We start from the raw sequence: 18,012 nt of genomic DNA, 5'->3' as shown, positions 1-18,012 counted from the left end.
TAGTTAACGCGGCGCTTTTGTTTTTACACTTTAATTTTTAAATTTAAGATTAAAGTGTTTCTTTAAATAATTTATGAATACGGCGGTATTCATCTAACCAGCTTGACGGCTGTACAAAGCCATGCGGCTCTACCGGGAAGATAGCTGTTTCAAAGTTTTGCTTTTCAAGTTCAATTAATCGCTGTACTAAACGTACTGAGTCTTGAAAAAACACGTTATCGTCAACCATAGGCGCGTTAATTAATAAGCGCTTGTTTAAGCCCTCTGCGTAATAAATTGGCGAGCTGCGCTCATACGCGATGGGATCTACATCTGGGTGATTCAAAATATTAGCCGTGTAAGCGGTGTTGTAATGCGCCCAATCGGTTACTGGACGAAGTGCTGCCCCCGATTGAAATAGCTCAGGGGCAGTAAATAGCGCCATAAAGGTCATAAACCCGCCGTATGAGCCACCGTATGTGCCTACTGCGTTGGTATCAACATTTGCGTTTTGCGCCATCCATTTAACGCCATCTGCTAAATCTTGCGTTTCAGGTGTACCCATTTGGCGATAAATCGCAGTACGCCAATCGCGGCCATAACCTTTAGAAGCGCGGTAATCCATATCCATCACTATGTAACCTTCATCGGCAAGTAATGAATGAAACATAAACTCACGAAAATACACAGACCAACCCATGTGTGAGTTTTGTAAGTACCCTGCTCCGTGGTTAAAAATAACCGCTTTACGGGTTTTGCCTGTTTCACCTTCTACATAGTCACTTGGGTAATACACCTTGGCATAAATAGGTTGCTCTGTGTGGCTAGAGGGCACGGCAACTATTTTAGGTGCGGTGAGCTTTTTAGCTAAAAATTCATCCGACACCGTATGGGTGAGCTGTGTAGCCGTGGTGTTAGCTTTAGCATCGGCAACAAAAAGCTCTGTTGGCATTGTTATTTTAGAGTGCTTAAGCAGTAATTTACTTTCGTCTGGGCTTAACGTGTAGTCGGTCATACCGTTCAGGTCAGTCACTTGCTCGTTTTTACCTGTTTGTGGGTTAACACGGTAAATTTCGTAAAGGCCTGGGTGTTCTACGTTTGCCTTGTAATAAATAGCGCTATTATCATGAGTTAACGTAATGTCCGATACTTCAAACTGGCCACTAGTTAAAGCGGTTGCTTTGCCGTTAAGCGGTTTTTTGTAAAGCTGACTATAGCCCGACTCTTCTGATAAGTAATACAGGGTGTTTGAATTATGTAACCAGCCAAAATTGTTAAACGCGTAAGCTATCCAAGCATCATCATGCAGGCGGTGCTGCGACACAAGCTCGTTTTTATCAAAGTCGATTGTGGCTATCCAGCGGTCTTTGTTATCCCACGCCTCTAGCATAATGGCAACTTGCGTGCCGTCATCGTTCCACACTATGGGAGCTTGGTTTAAACCCCAATTAGTAATTAAGTTAATACCGCGTGGCGCTTTTTTAGATTTATACGTTTTACCATCACGCGCGTAGTTTTCTTTTTTAACCTCGGCTAAAACATCTTCATCAAAGCCCGGTAGCGTATCAAAGCTCAGTGGCGTTTGTGTTTTATCTACAAGGTTAATGTGTATCACAGATGATGTTTGCTCTTTTGCATCAGCCACACGACGACGCACTTTTTTAGGCTCAATAGTGGCATCATCGGTGATATAGTTAGGCATAATATCGCCTTTATCACGCCACGATTGCTGCTTTTGCAGCACAACAATTAAAGCATCACCGTTTGGCGATAGTTGCGCTTCTTTAATTACATTGCCATCACCTAAATAAAAAGCGGTGTTAGCAATGGAGCTATTTTGCGCGTTTATTTGCTCATTGCGTGTTTGTGTATCCTGTTTGTTTTTATGTTGCAGCGCTACAAACTCAATCAGTTTATGCTGCTCTTTTGCTATGTAACTAGTTGGCTCTTGTAAGCCTTTTGGCTCATCGGCCAATTTTAAGTTAGCAAGCTCTGTACTTAGCCCTGTTTTTAAATCAACTTTAAAAAACACATTACCTTGGCGGTAAACTAAATCGCCATTGTTTAAAAACTGTGGTTTAGACTCATTAGCTGAGGTGGCTGTTATTTGTTTAAGTTCACCCGTTGTTAGGTTTTTAACAAATACATTGCCTTTAAAGGTATAAGCTTGAAGTGTTCTATCTGATGAATAAACCGCTTTAGAAGCACCTACAGTATGCAGTTTATCAAGTGATACTTGCATCGCTTTTTTGCTGTTAATTGGCTGGCTATAAATATCGTTTAGGTTACTGCCTTGCTGCTTTTGAGCATAAATAATGGTGGCTGAATCACTTGCCCAGTACGCATTTTTAGGCTGGTTACCTATCCAATCAGGGTTTGCCATGGCTTGTTCTAGCGTAATATTTTGCGAGCCAGCATCAGCAGGTGTGTTTACAACCGCAGCAACGGGAGTTGCTGGTAAAGCGCTTTGCTGTGATGAAGAGGTATTGGCGGTAGCACTACAACCTGCAAGCATAATGCTAGAGGTTACAGCAAGCGCTACTAATGTTTTTGATGACGATAGGTTAAAAATCATAGTGCTTCTATACGGTTATTATAATTGAGCCGTATTTAAGCAGAAGCACTTGAGTTATTGCAATTTTTTAAGATAAATAACACATTCTCACGGTAAAGCTGAGTTTACTCTATTAGCAAATCAAGCCACACCAATCGGTGATCGCTCGATGCGTTTCTATCTTTTATTAATCTATATTGTTCGCTGTTTTTAGTGGGCCAAAACACCCCGCCGTCTTGTATTTTAAACCCATAGGTAGAGGGTAATACATAATCTACTCGTGCTTGCCAGTTAGCAGTAAAGTGCTTTGCGTATGGCTGCGGGTATTGCTCTTTAGCACCAGCGCTTTGCGGTATAAATTGTGAATTTATAAGTGGGTTATTTAAAATTTGATTGGTGGTTTCAACCCGTGCTTTATCCCCTTCAGGTGCGGCGTTTAAGTCACCTAAAATAACAAACCGCGAGTTTGCTTTTAATCCGCCTTTTTGGCCGTTATCGTCGTAAATATAGGCTTTATTAGCAACATAATCGGCAATTAACCTAACTTCGTCATGATTACGTTTGCCGTTTCTGTCTTCGTCGCCATCAAACACCGGCGGTGTTGGGTGCGAGGCAAGTACATGCACTGTTTTATTGTTTACTACAACAGGTACATCCCATAACGATTTTGAGCTAAGCCTAAGCGCTTGCCATTCTTGCGTGTTATACCAATTCTCTTTTGTTTTAGGGTCTATTGGCATTTGCGCATTAGGCATATCTTTATATTTAAACGTTTGAAGCGTGCGCAGTTTCTCAAGGTTAATGGGGTATTTAGATAAAATAGCCATTGCGTAATGCCCTTCAAAAAAACCAAAACCTTGCGCATCGCCCATTACATCGGTTTTTTTACCGTTGTTATCAAGGTCAAACTCAGTAGCAAGGCCTGTATTTACAGGGGCAATAAAACTGTATGGGTAATCAATGGGGGCTTGTTTATTTTGGCTTACATTTAAAAACTGGCGTTTAAAATAATCTATACCTTGCGCTTTTGGTACATAGTCAAACTCGTTTAATAAAATAATGTCAGGGCGAACACGCTGAATTATTTCGGCTATATTTTTTATTTGCTGGTGGTTTGATTTTAGTGCATTAACTAGCGCATCGGGGTTAACTTGCTCGCCTTTTGGCGTGTGATTAGTTGCATCCATACTCACATTAAAGGTGGCAATACGAAGGCTCTCGCTGGCTGTAGCATTTAAACTAAATGAAGCGGCAATGGCTAATGCGCCATAAAGTATGTTTAGTTTCATTTTTTTACTTCAAAAAATTAAAAAATAGACTTTACCAGTATTACACAATTAATACCTATTTTTATGACAAAAAAATACCGGCTTAAGCCGGTATTTAATTAGTTAATTGCAGCCTTTACTCACTTAGCATAAGTGCAGTAGCAGCTTTTAAAATGCCGGGGTACGCTTGCTCAGGTAGGTAATCGGTAAGTTGCCCAAGCTTATCGGCAAGATTATTAATGTTATCTGCAGATACATTAATATGCCCCATTTTACGCCCAGGTTTTGCCGTTTTTCCGTACCAGTGGCTGGTTACATCACTGACTGTTAAAACCTCGGTAGGAATACATCCTTGGCCCAACACATTAACCATGGCGGTAATATGCTTAAGCTCTGTATTACCTAGCGGTAAACCCGCTACAGCTCGCATGTGGTTTTCGAACTGCGAACAATGGCAGCCTTGCTGTGTCCAGTGCCCTGAGTTATGAACTCGCGGCGCAATTTCGTTAACCAGTAAAGTACCGTTTACATCAAAAAACTCAATGGCAAGTACGCCAACATAATTAAGCTCGCTAGCAATTTTTGTAAATGCACTATGGGCCTGCTGCTCAACAAGCGTGTTATTTTTACCCGCAATCGACAAAGTAAGCACGCCGTTGGTGTGCTCGTTTTCAGTAATTGGGTAAATGGCCACATTACCTTGCTTATCGCGTGCACCAATAATAGAGACTTCACGGTCAAACGGGATCATTTTTTCAGCAATAATGCTGTGTGGCGCATCCTGTGTGCCAGAGGCAATAAAATCAGCCATTTCTGACCATATTTGCTCTATTTGGTCATCTGATTTTAAACGCCACTGCCCTTTACCATCGTACCCTGCTTGGCACGTTTTAATAACCAGCGGTTTGCCTAGGGTTTTAACCGCTAATTCTAAATGCGCTTTTTCTGTGATCAGTTGATACGGCGCACATGCTACGTTTGTTTTATCTAGTAACGCTTTTTCTAATGCGCGGTCGCCACCAGTTTTTATGGCAGCTTTCCCTGGGTAAAATTTATTACTGTTGCAGCACAGTGTAAGTACATCATCGGGGATATGCTCAAACTCTGCGGTAATCGCATCAGCGTCACTAATTGCCTGCTCAAGTGTGGTTGTGTAAATTTCACCGGTTAGCGGATGCATAATTTTTTGGCTGCCTACATCGTACGCAACCACATTTAAATTAAGGGGGGCGCCTGCTAGGCTCATCATTCGCGCAAGTTGGCCGGCACCTAAAATTAAAATTTTCATTTTTACTCTGCAGGATTAGGGTTAGCTAAAATAGTCTCGGTTTGCTCTTTACGAAATGCTTCAATTTTTGCAAAAATTTCTGGGTTTTGGCACCCTAAAATTTGTGCAGCAAGTAAACCTGCGTTAGCAGCGCCTGGCTCACCAATTGCTAGTGTACCCACGGCTACGCCTTTTGGCATTTGGCAAATAGATAACAATGAATCTACACCGTTTAAAGCTTTAGATTTAACCGGTACACCAAGCACAGGGAGTGATGTAAATGCCGCTGCCATACCCGGTAAATGCGCAGCACCACCGGCGCCAGCAATAATCACTTTTATGCCACGATCTGCGGCTGAATTTGCATAATCTGCAAGAAGTTGAGGAGTGCGGTGTGCAGAGACCACTTTTGTTTCGTACTCAATACCAAATTTTTCGAGCATGAGCGCTGCGTGTTCCATGGTTGGCCAATCTGATTTAGAACCCATAATAATGCCAACAGTCATAAATACTCCTCAGTAATGTATTTTAAAAATAGCGGACTTATGTCCGGTTTTAGGCGGGTATTATACCCAAACCAAGTTTAATTGCGACTCACAAAAACAAAAAAAGCCACGTTTAAACATGGCTTTTAAAGGGTTGCAGTTACAAAGTGCTTATACTTCTTTGCTTGCTAGGTATTCGCTGTAGTTGCCTCTAAAGTCAATCACCTTGCCATCTTTTATCTCCCAAATACGGGTGGCAACCGATGATACAAACTGGCGATCGTGCGATACAAACAGTAAAGTGCCTTCGTACGCTTCTAATGCAAGGTTTAACGCCTCAATAGACTCCATATCCATGTGGTTTGTTGGCTCATCCATTAACAGTATGTTTGGTTTATGCATCATAATTTTACCAAATAACATACGGCCTTGTTCACCACCTGAAATAACCTTTACAGACTTTTTGATATCGTTTTGCGAAAACAACATGCGTCCTAAAAAGCCACGAACCACTTGCTCGTCGTCGCCTTCTTGTTGCCATTGCTCCATCCACTCAAACAAGTTCATGTCTTTTTCAAACTCGTCAGCATGATCTTGCGCGTAGTAACCAATATTGGCATTTTCAGACCACTTAAACTCGCCCGACTTAGGTGCTAAACGCCCAGCAAGCGTATTAAGTAATGTTGTTTTACCTACACCGTTTTCACCGATAATAGCAATGCGCTCGCCTACTTCTACTAAACCTTCTAAATTTGAAAACAACGTATTGTCTTCAAAACCTTGGCTTAGGTTGGTCATTTCTAATGCATTACGAAATAGCTGTTTTTCTTGCTCAAAGCGAATAAACGGCGATTGGCGAGAAGAGGCTTTTACTTCTTCTAGCTGAATTTTATCAATACGTTTTGCGCGTGACGTTGCTTGTTTAGCCTTTGATGCGTTTGCAGAAAAGCGCGATACAAACTGTTGTAGTTCAGCAATTTGGCTTTTCTTTTTCGCGTTTTCACTTAATAGGCGCTCACGTGCTTGTGTTGCTGCAAACATGTACTCATCGTAGTTACCTGGGTAAATACGAAGCTCGCCGTAATCAATATCAGCCATGTGCGTACATACTGAGTTTAAAAAGTGACGGTCATGCGAGATGATGATCATGGTGCAGTCGCGTTGATTAAGCACATCTTCTAACCATTTAATGGTGTAAATGTCCAAGTTATTGGTTGGCTCATCAAGTAGCATAATATCAGGGTCAGAAAACAGCACTTGGGCAAGTAACACACGTAGTTTAAAACCGGGTGCTATTTCAGACATTGGGCCGTAATGCTGCTCTGTCGAAATACCTACCCCTAATAAAAGCTCACCCGCTTTAGACTCAGCTGAATAGCCGTCCATTTCGGCAAATTCAGTTTCTAAATCGGCTACTTTCATGCCGTCTTCTTCACTCATCTCTGGTAATGAGTAAATGCGATCGCGCTCTTGTTTAATATCCCATAATTCTTTATGGCCCATGATCACAGTATCAATTACAGAGTATTCTTCGTAAGCAAACTGGTCTTGGTTTAGTTTAGCCACACGTTCATTTGGATCTGTACTTACGTTACCTGCAGAGGGCTCTAGTTCGCCACTTAGGATTTTCATAAATGTAGATTTACCACAGCCGTTTGCACCAATTAAACCGTAACGGTTTCCTTCGCCAAACTTTGCAGATATGTTTTCAAATAACGGTTTAGCACCAAATTGCATGGTGATGTTAGCTGTACTAATAATAGCGCTACCCTCCAAGGGGACATGATGTATTTAAATTGCGCGCAGTTTAAACTAAATACAGCTTTTTTTCTATGAAAGTTTAAGGTTGAAAGCGCGTGAACTATGCCCTATTCCACTCATTAAAGGCGTAAATTAATGCCTCACAAATAGTGCCTAAAAACGCGATTAAGCCAGTGAATGCTTATTCAACTAAAAAAATGCGCTTAGCTAAAAATAATAGCGCGATTTGTGTGCCATATCAGGGTTTAAATTTTAATTAATAAACCCGTTTAACTTAATAAGTCGATTGTTTATCGCAAAGCATTTTAAAAAACAGATAACTGGGTATATATTTATGATATAAAATGCTTTTTAGAGTTTTTGCACTAGCGTTTTATTTTTATCCAACATGAAAAAAACTCAATTTAAAACCCACTTACTTGCGCTATTTTCAGCACTATTTACGTAGTTTTTAATCAAAAAAAACATATCCCTTAACAGATAAAAAACACCATTAACCTCCAGTGAATATTTATTCATTTTTGGTGTTAATTTCATTGATTATTTTTCACTTTTGAGCCCATTAGGGCTTTGCTAGTCTTCATGCCTTCTAAATTTAATGTCACTTTTTAAAGTTAATACACACAAGGCATCACAAATGATTAAAAACTTTGTAACCCTACTATTAGGAACAAGCATAGTAGTTGCGCCAGCTGCTTCAGCAGTAGAGCTCTATAAGGATGAAAAGAACACTATTAAAGTAGGTGGTTACCTTGATGTGCGCGTTATTAATACGCAAAACCAAACCGAAGTGGTAAATGGTACATCGCGTATAAACTTTGGCTTTACTCGCCAACTTAAAAAAGACTGGTCGGCACTAGCGCTAGTTGAATGGGGTGTAAACCCTGTTGGTAGTAGCGACATTATTTACAATAACCGCTTTGAATCTATTCAAGATGAGTTTTTATATAACCGTTTAGGTTATGCTGGCCTTTCGCACGAAAAGTACGGGCAAATTACCATTGGTAAACAATGGGGTGCGTGGTACGACGTAGTTTATGGCACCAATAACAGCTTTGTATGGGATGGTAATGCTGCGGGTGTTTACACATACAATAAAGACGACGGTGCAGTAAATGGTACTGGCCGTGGTGATAAACTAATTCAATACCGTAATAGCTACAACGACTTTAGCTTTGCAGTTCAAGCGCAACTTAAAAACAGCGAATTTTATACCTGTGATGTTGATGATATTTCTGAAGAAGCGTGTGAAGCCCTATGGAATACTGGCGACAGTGCAGCTCAAGAAGTAGAATTTAACTACACCTTTGGTGGGTCTGTAACTTATAACGCAACCGACATGCTAACGTTAACAGCAGGCGTAAACCGTGGTGAATTTGATGTAACGTATGGCGATGGCACAACACAAACCGTTGAAGACTTAATTTTTGGTGCGGGTGTAATGTGGGGCAGCATTGAAAAACCAGGTTTATACGTTGCCGCTAACATAAATAAAAGTGAAAACCACGATACCGATAACCTAGGGCGCTTAATTAAAGACTCTATTGGGGTAGAAACATTCATGTCGTACCGTTTTGATAACGATGTGCGCCCTTTTGTGGCTTATAACATTTTAGATGCCGGTGACGATTACGTTATTCAACCTAACTTTAATACCGATCCTAATGATGTATTCAAACGTCAATTTGCTGTGATTGGTGTTCATTACTTAATTGACGAAAACACCATTGCCTACGCTGAAGCCCGTAAAGATTTTAGCGACTTTGAAAGTGAAGACAAAGACCAGCAATCGCAAATGGAAGCCTCAGAAGACGACGGGATTGCATTTGGTTTTAGATACAAGTTTTAACTTCCCACCATAACAACACACAAAGCCCAGCTATATGCTGGGCTTTTTTATTTTAAACGTTAAATGATGAAAAAATTTAAATGTTTGAATGCGTTAACAATCGCTATTATTTGTTATAACACTTTATAAAAGCTGTGTGCGCTGCGTATTAATAATGCCTGTAAACATGCTTACAAATTCACCCGAAAATTAATGGAGAGAAAATGAGTTCACTCAAAACCGCCGGTAATTTTACTCTACTATGCATTGCCAGCTTAACCATAATGGTTGGCACCCTATTAGCGCCGGGTTTAGTTAACATTGCTGATGGCCTAGGCATACAAAGCAACAGCGTATTATTAATTACTTTACCTTCTTTAGGTGCGGTGGTGTTTGCCCCACTAGCCGGAAGATTAATAGACAAGTACGGCGCATATCCTTTACTTATAATAGGTTTATTTTTATACGGATTAGTGGGTGCATGTGCTTACTTTTTACATGGCTCAATCTTAGTATTTATTAATCGTTTTGCATTAGGTGGTATTACAGCAATAGTGATGGCAAGTTGCACCGTATTAATTTCAACGTGGTACAGCGGCGAAGCCCGACTGAATATGATTGCCAAACAAGGTATGGCGATAGAGCTAGGTGGCGTTATATTTTTATTTTTAGGCGGTGTTTTAGCGTCAATGTATTGGGGATTACCCCTTGCTTTATATTTAATTGCTTGGGTATTTTTAGCTATGTTGCTCATGTTTGTACCCCGTAAGCAGCAATTAAACGCCCATAACACAGAGCAAACTCAACAAATAAAAAAGAGCAATTCAAACGCATTAACGCTTAAAGGGGTTTATATAGTATCAACCCTAGCTATGACAATATTTTTTACCTCAACCGTGCTTTTACCTATTACCTTGCACGCACTAAATTTTAATGAGTCTGAAATAGGCCAACTATTGGCTTTTATATCTTTAATTGCGGTATTTACAGCGGGATTTATGCCTAAAGCAACTAAACGCCTTAGTGAGAAAAATGTATTAGCAATCGCATTTTTTGCCTTTGGTTTATCATACCTTTGCTTTATACAATCAAGTACATTGATATTAGTATTAGGCGCGCTATTAATTGGTATTGGCTTTGGTTTTAGCATTCCTCTTTTAAACCACATGACCGTAGAGCTAAGCCCAGAAAATGTTCGCGGACGTAACTTATCGTATTTTACAATGGCTGTGTTCTCCGGTCAGTTTTTTACCTCGTTTATGGAGTACATACCTGGGGGTGAACATAACGTATTTATAATATGCAGTATTTTAAGCGCCGTTGTAGCTATCGCCCTTCTTGTTAAACCTAAAGCGCACTAAGTAGCAATCAATAACCGGTAAAATTATCAAATTAAGTAGCCAATTATCCCCTATTTATTGGCTACTTTTATTCTCCTTCACTCTTTAGCTAAGTTAAGCACTTAAGAACAATTTAGTATGATGTGTTCTTTACTATAAACCCACCAGCAATGGTTGTTGCTTTAGTTAATTGCATTGTAAAGTCAGTTTTTTAGCCTTAGCAAACAATTATTAATTAAAGCGATTATAAGCAAAAAGGTGTGCACTGTATATAAATACAGTGCACACCTTTTTTATAACAAACCTTAAGGTTGATCAGGGCCCTAGCGTTACCCACTGCTTAACTTCAAGTGCAGTCATTATCAGCTCTACAGAAAAAGCAGCCAGTATCATCCCCATCACACGGGTTAAAATAGACGCCCCGCCAATACCAATAAGCTTTATAATTTTGCCCGACAGCAACAACAAAATTAAGGTTACACCCAACACTGCCAGTGTAATTAACGCTGTGCCTATTTGGGTTGTAATTGGATGAATGTGATTATCGGTAAGTAATATAACGGCTAAAATAGCCCCTGGTGTGGCAGTAGCAGGTATAGCAAGCGGAAACACTGCAATATCGTGCCCTGGGTCTTGTTTTGCTTTATTTGAATCATTACCAAATATCATTTGTAGGCCAAACAAAAATAAAATTATCCCGCCCCCTAACTGAAACGATACCAGCCGTATACCCATCGCATTTAAAATAAGCTGCCCTATTAAAATAGAGCCAAGTAATACAGCGCCTGCATATAGCACAGTTTTAAACGCAGTTTTACGACGTTGTTGATCACTTAAATGAGAAGTCAGCGCAGCAAAAAGCGCCATAGTCCCTATTGGGTCAATAGTGGCCCAAATAACGAGGGCATCTTGAGATAGTTTTTCTAGCATATAAAATCCTTGTTAAGCGAACACGTTTTAAAAACTCGGGTAACAAATTCATTTGCTTACGCTTAACTATAAGCCAAATTGGCTATTTTTTATATTGCATTTGTTCCTCTTATGATGAAATTTACTAACGTATATAATGTAAATGCAGCTCTAATACATGACTAATGCAGTACTAAACGTGTTTATACCAGATAGAATGCTCACCCAAGCTAAAGCCTAATTTAACTAATAAGTTATGCGAACGCGCATTATGTGCACTTACCTGCGCCGCTAAGTAATTAAGCGGTATAGCCTCTTTAAGCGTTTTAACAAAGCCGGTTATTACCTCAAACATAATGCCCTTATCCCAATACATAGGATCAAGCTCAAACCCAATAAACGCCCTACTTTTACAAGGCGATAAATTATAAAGCCCACAGGTGCCCATAAGTTTGCCATTTATATTATGTTCAATAGCCACTCTTATTACTTCGCCTTCGTAATAGGCGGTAATATCGTCTTGTATTAATTGCTTAATTTGGCATTTACTTAATGGGGTTTGATAGTCGTTAAATTCGCTCACTTGCGGGTGATTCAAAATAGAAAATAACTGTGGGGCATGCTTATGAGTAATTAAACGCAACGTAACGCGTTCAAGCTGAGTGGTTTTAAACATTTTATACAGGAGTTAAAATAGCGCTTTATGGTTAAGCATTATTAACTTACCATAGCGTATTCACAAGCATTATCTTTATAGCCAATATTGAGAGCAATAATGAGCGACGATTTTAAAGTAATTCAACCTACCACAACCGTATACTGCCCTAAACGTGGTGAGGGCTGGACCCTAACAGGCATTACTAATATAAACGAGTTTACCTCGGTAATGTTTGACGGCATACGTTATACACTCCCCGCACGCGAAATAGTAGAAGAGCTGTTACCAAACCAACTAGCCCGAGAGCAAAATAATAGCTAGCACCCGTGTATAAACGGAAGTGGCTGCCACTGTGCAGCCACCTATATAAAGAGTAACGAAGGATTAAAATGTATCGTCTTCACTGTATACATTTACTTTTAACTCGTCTTCATCTTCAAAAACAACAAACGAAATAGGCTTACAGCATACTTGGCAGTCTTCTATGTATTGCTCGCCAATATCTGCCGCGTCTAATAATACTTCTATGCTTTCGCCGCAATACGGGCAACTTATCGATTTTTCGGTTAACTGGTTCATTTAACACCTGCTACTTTTATCTCAATGCTTTCACTTTAATAAACACACTCTGATAATACAACATTGTGCTACAGAGGTTGCCCAATGTACGTATGGCCTTAATTAAAAACCATTACGTATATTACTTTTTCGATATTCACGTTAGCCTACTAAAAACAATGAAATAGTAATAACACTTAGCAGGTCTAGTTATAAAGAATATGTATTTAAACTCATACTAGGGGTAGATTATTTTATGAAAAAATCACTTACGCTTGCATTAACATCTGCCGCAATTTTGTTTAGCACCTTTTTACATGCAGCCAAAACCGAAAAAGCAGTTTTAGCCGGTGGATGTTTTTGGTGTATGGAAAGCGACTTTGAAAAGCTCAAAGGCGTAAAAGATGTTATATCGGGTTTTACCGGCGGTAAAATTAAAAACCCGACGTACAATGGTAACCATCAAGGTCATTACGAAGCAGTACAAATTACTTACGACCCTGATGTAGTAAGCTACAAAGGCATACTTGATCATTTTTGGGTAAATATTGATCCCTTTGATGCCAAAGGCCAATTTTGCGATAAAGGCCCAAGCTATTTAAGCGCCATATTTGTAGCTAACGAGCAAGAGCGCAAAATAGCAGAGCAAACCAAACAAGCCGTAATAGCAGAGTTTCCAAATCAAACAGTGGTCACGCCAATACTTAATGCCAGCACTTTTTACCCAATTAAAGGTAAAGAAAGCTACCATCAGGATTATTATAAAAATAACCCCATACGCTACAATACCTACCGCTGGCGCTGCGGACGCGATAACCGCCTAGAAGAAATTTGGGGTGATAAAGTCACACATTAAAATCTATAGTTAAACGCTTGATGGGTTTACACAAACCCATCTAACCTATTCTTTCAAATTATCATGATCTGAAAGTTTATATTGTTTAGGTATAAAAACCATTACAGTAACTGCTAGTGCTAAAAGAAATACAAATCTTAATACTGAAGATGGAATAATAGTTTCTAAAATATTCACTAAAATTATCAGAGGAATTACAGCAATAATACCAATCAGCTTATGCCTTTGGGTAAACTCATGGAGCGCCCCGCATTCAGTACACCTATATTTTGTAGACATACGAGCAACAACAAACCAAGCTAATGATATATTCTTTTGGCAATTCAGACATTTTGGTAACATACAAAATCCTTTTAAAAGTTTTAGCGTTTAAGTAACAGCTAACTGCTAACTGCTAATTCTATTCATTCCGCCCCTAATTATAAACATTATTTTGATACTGTTTCCTAAAACAGCTTATTTATCTAACTTTCTAAATATAATAAATTGCACTCCTAGATTGATAAAACCTAATTCAACAACTGGAGTTACACATTATGTCTGCCACCCAATTACAACTTGCTCGTGCTCTAGCGTTACCTTCAAGAGAGGCCATGTTAAATCGTGAGCACTCAGTACAGCATTTTTGGTACAACAACGACCAACTACTTACACAAGCCTGGAAAGAGTGGGAAGAAACCGAAGTAGATACAACCACCTTTACCCTTGACGATTCATTACTAGATAAAAACTTACGTGAAGCCGTTAATGCTGCATGGCAAGATCCATCAAAAGAGCATTTAGTAAAATCACTACTAGAAGAAGTAGCGACTGATGTGTATCAGTTTCAATTTTTTGATCCTGAGCGCCTAGCAGTTTTACGTGGTTACCTAGAAAAAGTATGGAATGCTAACATTCCTATGCGTCCACCATACGGTATTGTATTAAACCGCCGCGGAGCTATGCTCGACAAACGCTCAGAGGGCTATTTAGCTGCTCCTAGTTTTCAGGCATTTTATAACCAAGTATTAAATACATACATGCGCCCTATTTCACGTTTATTGTTTCCTGAAATCATAGGTTACGATACGCAAACGTTTGGTTTTTCTATTTATTACGACCCAAGTACAGATGCGTCTATTCGTCCGCATACCGATGCATCATCAGTAACATTAAATATTAATTTAAACTTACCTGGGGAAGAATTTAGCGGATCAGAACTTGATTTTTACGACCAAGTAAACGCAAAAGTTGTGCAACTTAGCTTTAAACCAGGCACCGCCATGATCCACAAAGGCAATGTACCACACGCGGCAAAACCTATAACCAGTGGCGACAGAACAAACCTAGTGTTATGGCTTTTTGGCGATAATGGCCGTATACCAGCACCGGGTTCTAAACGTACAGATATTGACGCAAAAGAGCGTTGGACTACGCCAAAAACAACGCCAGACGGCTACGCACCTTTTTAAACGGTGCCAAGTTTAACCTTTTGTGCCTAATACTTGCCCATTAAAGATATTTAATAATACTTTAATGGGCTATTTACTTGTTACATAACCACTTAGTTACTATCTTTTTAGTATGCCAAGTTAATTTAAACAGCCTAATGAAGTTAAACTTTTTTATAATAACTACACTGCTTGTATCATCTTTTGCCTGTGCATCGCCTACTAAACAAAAATTAGTTGTAGGTTTAGGCGAAACCCTACCGCCTTTTGTAATGTCACATACCAACAGCGGGCTAACCCTCGATATTATTAAAGCCGCATTAACGCCTTTAGGTTATCAAATAGAGCCACGCTATTACCCCTATACGCGCCGCGCTAAAGGGTATGCAAAAGGCAGAATAGATATTTTAGCAGACATAAACTTAAACACCGCTAACGGAAACCAACTCAAAGGGTATATTTCTGATGAGGCCTATGTATACGAAAACGTAGCGATAACCCTAAAAAGCAAACAGTTTAACTTTACTAAAATTGCAGAATTAACATATTACAGCTTAATTTCTTGGCCCAGCGCCGCCATACACTTAGGCGAAGAATATGCAAAAATGGCAAAAGCCAATACGCAATATTACGAAGTGCACGACCAATCTCTTCAGGTTAAAATGCTTTTTTCAAACAAGGTAGATGTAATTCAAATGGATAAACAAAGTTTTGATTACTATCGCTCAACCCTTAAAGATATTGATACAACACAATCTGTAGATCGCTTTGCGCTGTTTGGCAAAAGCCCAAATGGCTATTTATTTAAATCAAAAAGACTACGTGATGACTTTAATATTCAACTACAAAAACTTAAAAATTCAGGTCAGTACCACAAAATTTTTGAAAAATACAAACACGCCAAATAAAAAAAGGTCGCTTTAACTAAGCGACCTTTTTACGTTTACAGCGCAAAATACCAATTAAAACTTATAAGAGGCAGAAAATTTAACGTTACGTGGTGTACCAGGTTGTACCCATGCATCGGCAAACGAGTTTGTGTAATACGTTTCATCAAACAGGTTATTTACCTCAGCCGTAACACCAATAGCGTCTGTTACATCGTAATTTACAAATACACGCGCGGTTGTATAACTGGGTAGTTTAAAGTCGGTACCAAAATAGCCATTGCGTTCGTCTACAAATAATAGCCCGCCACCAAATTTAATTGCATTGCCATATAACTCGCCCGATTTAACAAGCTGCAAGCTAAGTTGATGCTCTGGTACATTTAAAAGTGACTCGCCGGCCTCTACTGTGTAGCCAAAGTTAGCATCAAAAAATGCGTTTTCTATTTGGGCATCTACATACGCATACGACGCCCAAATTTCTAAACTATCGCTAAGCTCACCCGTTAGGTCTATTTCTATTCCCTTACTTTGCGCTTCACCAATGGCTGCGTAGGTAAACGCTGTTGGGTCGTCTACTACTAGCATGTTATCTTGATCTACTTTAAATACGGCAACGGTACCAAATAACGCGCCATCGTTAAGGGTAAATTTTACACCTAGCTCAGCAGAGGTAGATTGGTTTGGCTCAAAACCATCGCCATTGGCATCAGCACCCGAAAGCGGGCGAAAGTTTTCGCCATAGGCTGCATATATAGATACATAATCACCGGCTTCATACACCACACCAAACTGCGGGCTCACGCGCGACTGCGTTTGTTTTGTATTAGTGCCTGCTAAACGGTTATTTAAGCGCTGCTCGTAATCATCAAAACGGGCACCAATACGAATATCTAACTTATCCGTTACGCTTATTTGGTCTTGAATAAATACCCCTACCGACTCTTGAATCTCTACGCGGTCGGTATTAGATGTAGGCGTTGGTAATTCATACGCGCCGTAAACAGGGTTAAATACATTAATGTATTGCTCGCCCCGTACACGCAAAATCACTTGATCGTTTTCAAATTTATCGCTATCTGTACCCATTATTAAACGGTGCTCAAAACCGCCCAGCTCAATACTTCCGCTTAGCTCTGCACGCAATACATGGTATTGAGCATCAAAATCGCGGTAGCGCCTAAAGCGGTTTACTTCGCCATCAACTACGCCGCCAAAACCGGTTTCGGTTGCAAAGCCTTCCATAGAGGTATCACGGTAGTTTGCACCAAATAAAATGCTCCAGTTATCATCAAAATCATGAATGTACTCTAACTGATGCCCTAGTACATCGGCTTCAATTGGGCCATCGCCCGGCTCACCTAAAAAGCGACTTTGTGGTATAAGCCCAAGTTCGCCATCTATGGCTAATACGCCTCTATCAAACGGCACTTCTTGGTCGCTGTATTCAAGCTCGTAAACAAGTTGGCTGCTGTCGTTAATATTCCACACTATTGACGGGCTAAAACCGTGTTTAGTGGTTTCTATGGTGTCTCTAAAGCTCTCGGCGTCTTCGTAAAAGCCAACCAGTCTAATTGCAACGTCATCGTTAAGCGCCGTGGTGTAATCAAAATCGGCGCGGTAAGTATCAAAACTCCCTACCGAGAGCTTAATTTCACCTTGCGTATCAAACGTTGGGCGTTTAGTAACTAAGTTTACTGTACCACCTGGCTCACCACGGCCAAATAAAGCCGCACGCGGGCCTTTTAAAACCTCAACCGACTCAATACCCGACAAATCACGCGAGCCACCAAAACCGCGCCCAGCATTAAAACCATTTACTAAGTAGTTACTCGGTAGGTTTTCATCGCCTACAAAGCCACGTAACGAAAAACTATTCCAAAGCCCACCAAAGTTGTTTTGGCGTGCAACAGAGGCCGATAAATCAAGCGCTTGGTCAAGGCTTACTGCACCTGCATTTTCAAGGGCTTCTAAATCAATTTTAAGCTCTGATTGTGGAGTTTCTAGTTGGCTAAAGTTACCTTGGTAAGCTTGGCGCGTAGCAACCACAGACAGCCTTTCAATGTTTGTGTTAGCACTGTGTGTTTGCTGGTTTTGCTCAGTAGCCAAAGCCTGGCTGCTAAATAAGCTTACTAGGCACGCACTTAAATAGGTGAGCTTAAGCCCTGTTGTGTTGGTTTTCATTGTGAACCTTGTTAGTAATATAAGTATTTTATAATTATGGTGTTGTTA

Annotated in this window: 16 protein-coding genes; 6 read left to right on the top strand and 10 right to left on the bottom strand. The window is 40.0% G+C overall.

The window, feature by feature from the left end; all coding sequences use genetic code 11:
• Positions 1-49: 49 nt before the first annotated feature.
• The 5 genes from MTN96_RS04970 to MTN96_RS04950 form a co-directional block, all read right to left on the bottom strand.
• Positions 50-2,554, bottom strand: coding sequence for a prolyl oligopeptidase family serine peptidase (locus MTN96_RS04970; protein ID WP_248530868.1), 2,505 nt, complete (start codon positions 2,552-2,554; stop codon positions 50-52).
• Between the two features lie 104 nt (positions 2,555-2,658).
• Positions 2,659-3,822, bottom strand: coding sequence for an endonuclease/exonuclease/phosphatase family protein (locus tag MTN96_RS04965; protein ID WP_248530867.1), 1,164 nt, complete (start codon positions 3,820-3,822; stop codon positions 2,659-2,661).
• A gap of 115 nt (positions 3,823-3,937) precedes the next feature.
• Positions 3,938-5,089: a 5-(carboxyamino)imidazole ribonucleotide synthase gene (locus MTN96_RS04960; protein WP_248530866.1), complete on the bottom strand. Its 1,152-nt coding sequence runs from the start codon at positions 5,087-5,089 to the stop codon at positions 3,938-3,940.
• 2 nt (positions 5,090-5,091) lie between these two features.
• Positions 5,092-5,574, bottom strand: coding sequence for a 5-(carboxyamino)imidazole ribonucleotide mutase (gene purE, locus MTN96_RS04955; RefSeq protein WP_024033606.1), 483 nt, complete (start codon positions 5,572-5,574; stop codon positions 5,092-5,094).
• A 150-nt stretch (positions 5,575-5,724) separates the two neighbouring features.
• Positions 5,725-7,314: an ABC-F family ATPase gene (locus MTN96_RS04950; protein ID WP_095206740.1), complete on the bottom strand. Its 1,590-nt coding sequence runs from the start codon at positions 7,312-7,314 to the stop codon at positions 5,725-5,727.
• Positions 7,315-7,951: 637 nt separating this feature from the next.
• Here MTN96_RS04950 and MTN96_RS04945 point away from each other — a divergent pair.
• Both MTN96_RS04945 and MTN96_RS04940 read left to right on the top strand, forming a co-directional pair.
• On the top strand, positions 7,952-9,163 hold the full coding sequence (locus MTN96_RS04945; protein ID WP_248530865.1) for a porin: 1,212 nt from the start codon (positions 7,952-7,954) through the stop codon (positions 9,161-9,163).
• A gap of 203 nt (positions 9,164-9,366) precedes the next feature.
• On the top strand, positions 9,367-10,503 hold the full coding sequence (locus MTN96_RS04940) for an MFS transporter (protein WP_248530864.1): 1,137 nt from the start codon (positions 9,367-9,369) through the stop codon (positions 10,501-10,503).
• A gap of 294 nt (positions 10,504-10,797) precedes the next feature.
• On the opposite strand, the gene MTN96_RS04935 is transcribed toward MTN96_RS04940, so the two are convergent.
• Both MTN96_RS04935 and MTN96_RS04930 read right to left on the bottom strand, forming a co-directional pair.
• Positions 10,798-11,412, bottom strand: a complete 615-nt coding sequence (locus MTN96_RS04935; RefSeq protein WP_248530863.1) for a MarC family protein — start codon at positions 11,410-11,412, stop codon at positions 10,798-10,800.
• 172 nt (positions 11,413-11,584) lie between these two features.
• Entirely contained in the window at positions 11,585-12,067 is a 483-nt protein-coding gene (locus tag MTN96_RS04930; protein ID WP_054982522.1) for a GNAT family N-acetyltransferase, read from the bottom strand.
• Positions 12,068-12,166: 99 nt separating this feature from the next.
• Here MTN96_RS04930 and MTN96_RS04925 point away from each other — a divergent pair, with 99 nt between their 5' ends.
• Positions 12,167-12,370 (top strand): hypothetical protein, encoded by a 204-nt coding sequence (locus tag MTN96_RS04925; RefSeq protein WP_248530862.1) that lies wholly within the window; start codon positions 12,167-12,169, stop codon positions 12,368-12,370.
• A 63-nt stretch (positions 12,371-12,433) separates the two neighbouring features.
• Here the strand turns inward: MTN96_RS04925 and MTN96_RS04920 are convergent, their stop codons facing one another.
• Complete coding sequence (locus MTN96_RS04920) at positions 12,434-12,628, bottom strand: CPXCG motif-containing cysteine-rich protein (RefSeq protein ID WP_004586615.1); 195 nt, start codon at positions 12,626-12,628, stop codon at positions 12,434-12,436.
• 235 nt (positions 12,629-12,863) lie between these two features.
• Here MTN96_RS04920 and msrA point away from each other — a divergent pair, with 235 nt between their 5' ends.
• Positions 12,864-13,463: a peptide-methionine (S)-S-oxide reductase MsrA gene (gene msrA, locus MTN96_RS04915; protein ID WP_248530861.1), complete on the top strand. Its 600-nt coding sequence runs from the start codon at positions 12,864-12,866 to the stop codon at positions 13,461-13,463.
• 45 nt (positions 13,464-13,508) lie between these two features.
• Here msrA and MTN96_RS04910 read toward each other — a convergent pair whose 3' ends face one another.
• Complete coding sequence (locus tag MTN96_RS04910; RefSeq protein WP_154944481.1) at positions 13,509-13,805, bottom strand: hypothetical protein; 297 nt, start codon at positions 13,803-13,805, stop codon at positions 13,509-13,511.
• A 194-nt stretch (positions 13,806-13,999) separates the two neighbouring features.
• Here MTN96_RS04910 and MTN96_RS04905 point away from each other — a divergent pair, with 194 nt between their 5' ends.
• Together MTN96_RS04905 and MTN96_RS04900 are read left to right on the top strand one after the other, a co-directional pair.
• Positions 14,000-14,914 (top strand): 2OG-Fe(II) oxygenase family protein, encoded by a 915-nt coding sequence (locus MTN96_RS04905; protein WP_096041732.1) that lies wholly within the window; start codon positions 14,000-14,002, stop codon positions 14,912-14,914.
• Positions 14,915-15,051: 137 nt separating this feature from the next.
• Entirely contained in the window at positions 15,052-15,801 is a 750-nt protein-coding gene (locus tag MTN96_RS04900) for an ABC transporter substrate-binding protein (RefSeq protein WP_248530860.1), read from the top strand.
• A gap of 54 nt (positions 15,802-15,855) precedes the next feature.
• Here the strand turns inward: MTN96_RS04900 and MTN96_RS04895 are convergent, their stop codons facing one another.
• A complete protein-coding gene (locus tag MTN96_RS04895) occupies positions 15,856-17,964 on the bottom strand; it encodes a TonB-dependent siderophore receptor (protein ID WP_248530859.1) in 2,109 nt (702 codons plus the stop codon).
• Between the last annotated feature and the right edge of the window lie 48 nt (positions 17,965-18,012).

The organism is Pseudoalteromonas sp. 2CM28B, assembly GCF_023161935.1.
Note: the sequence above shows the minus strand (reverse complement) of the source record. Positions and strands in the feature narration are given on the sequence as shown.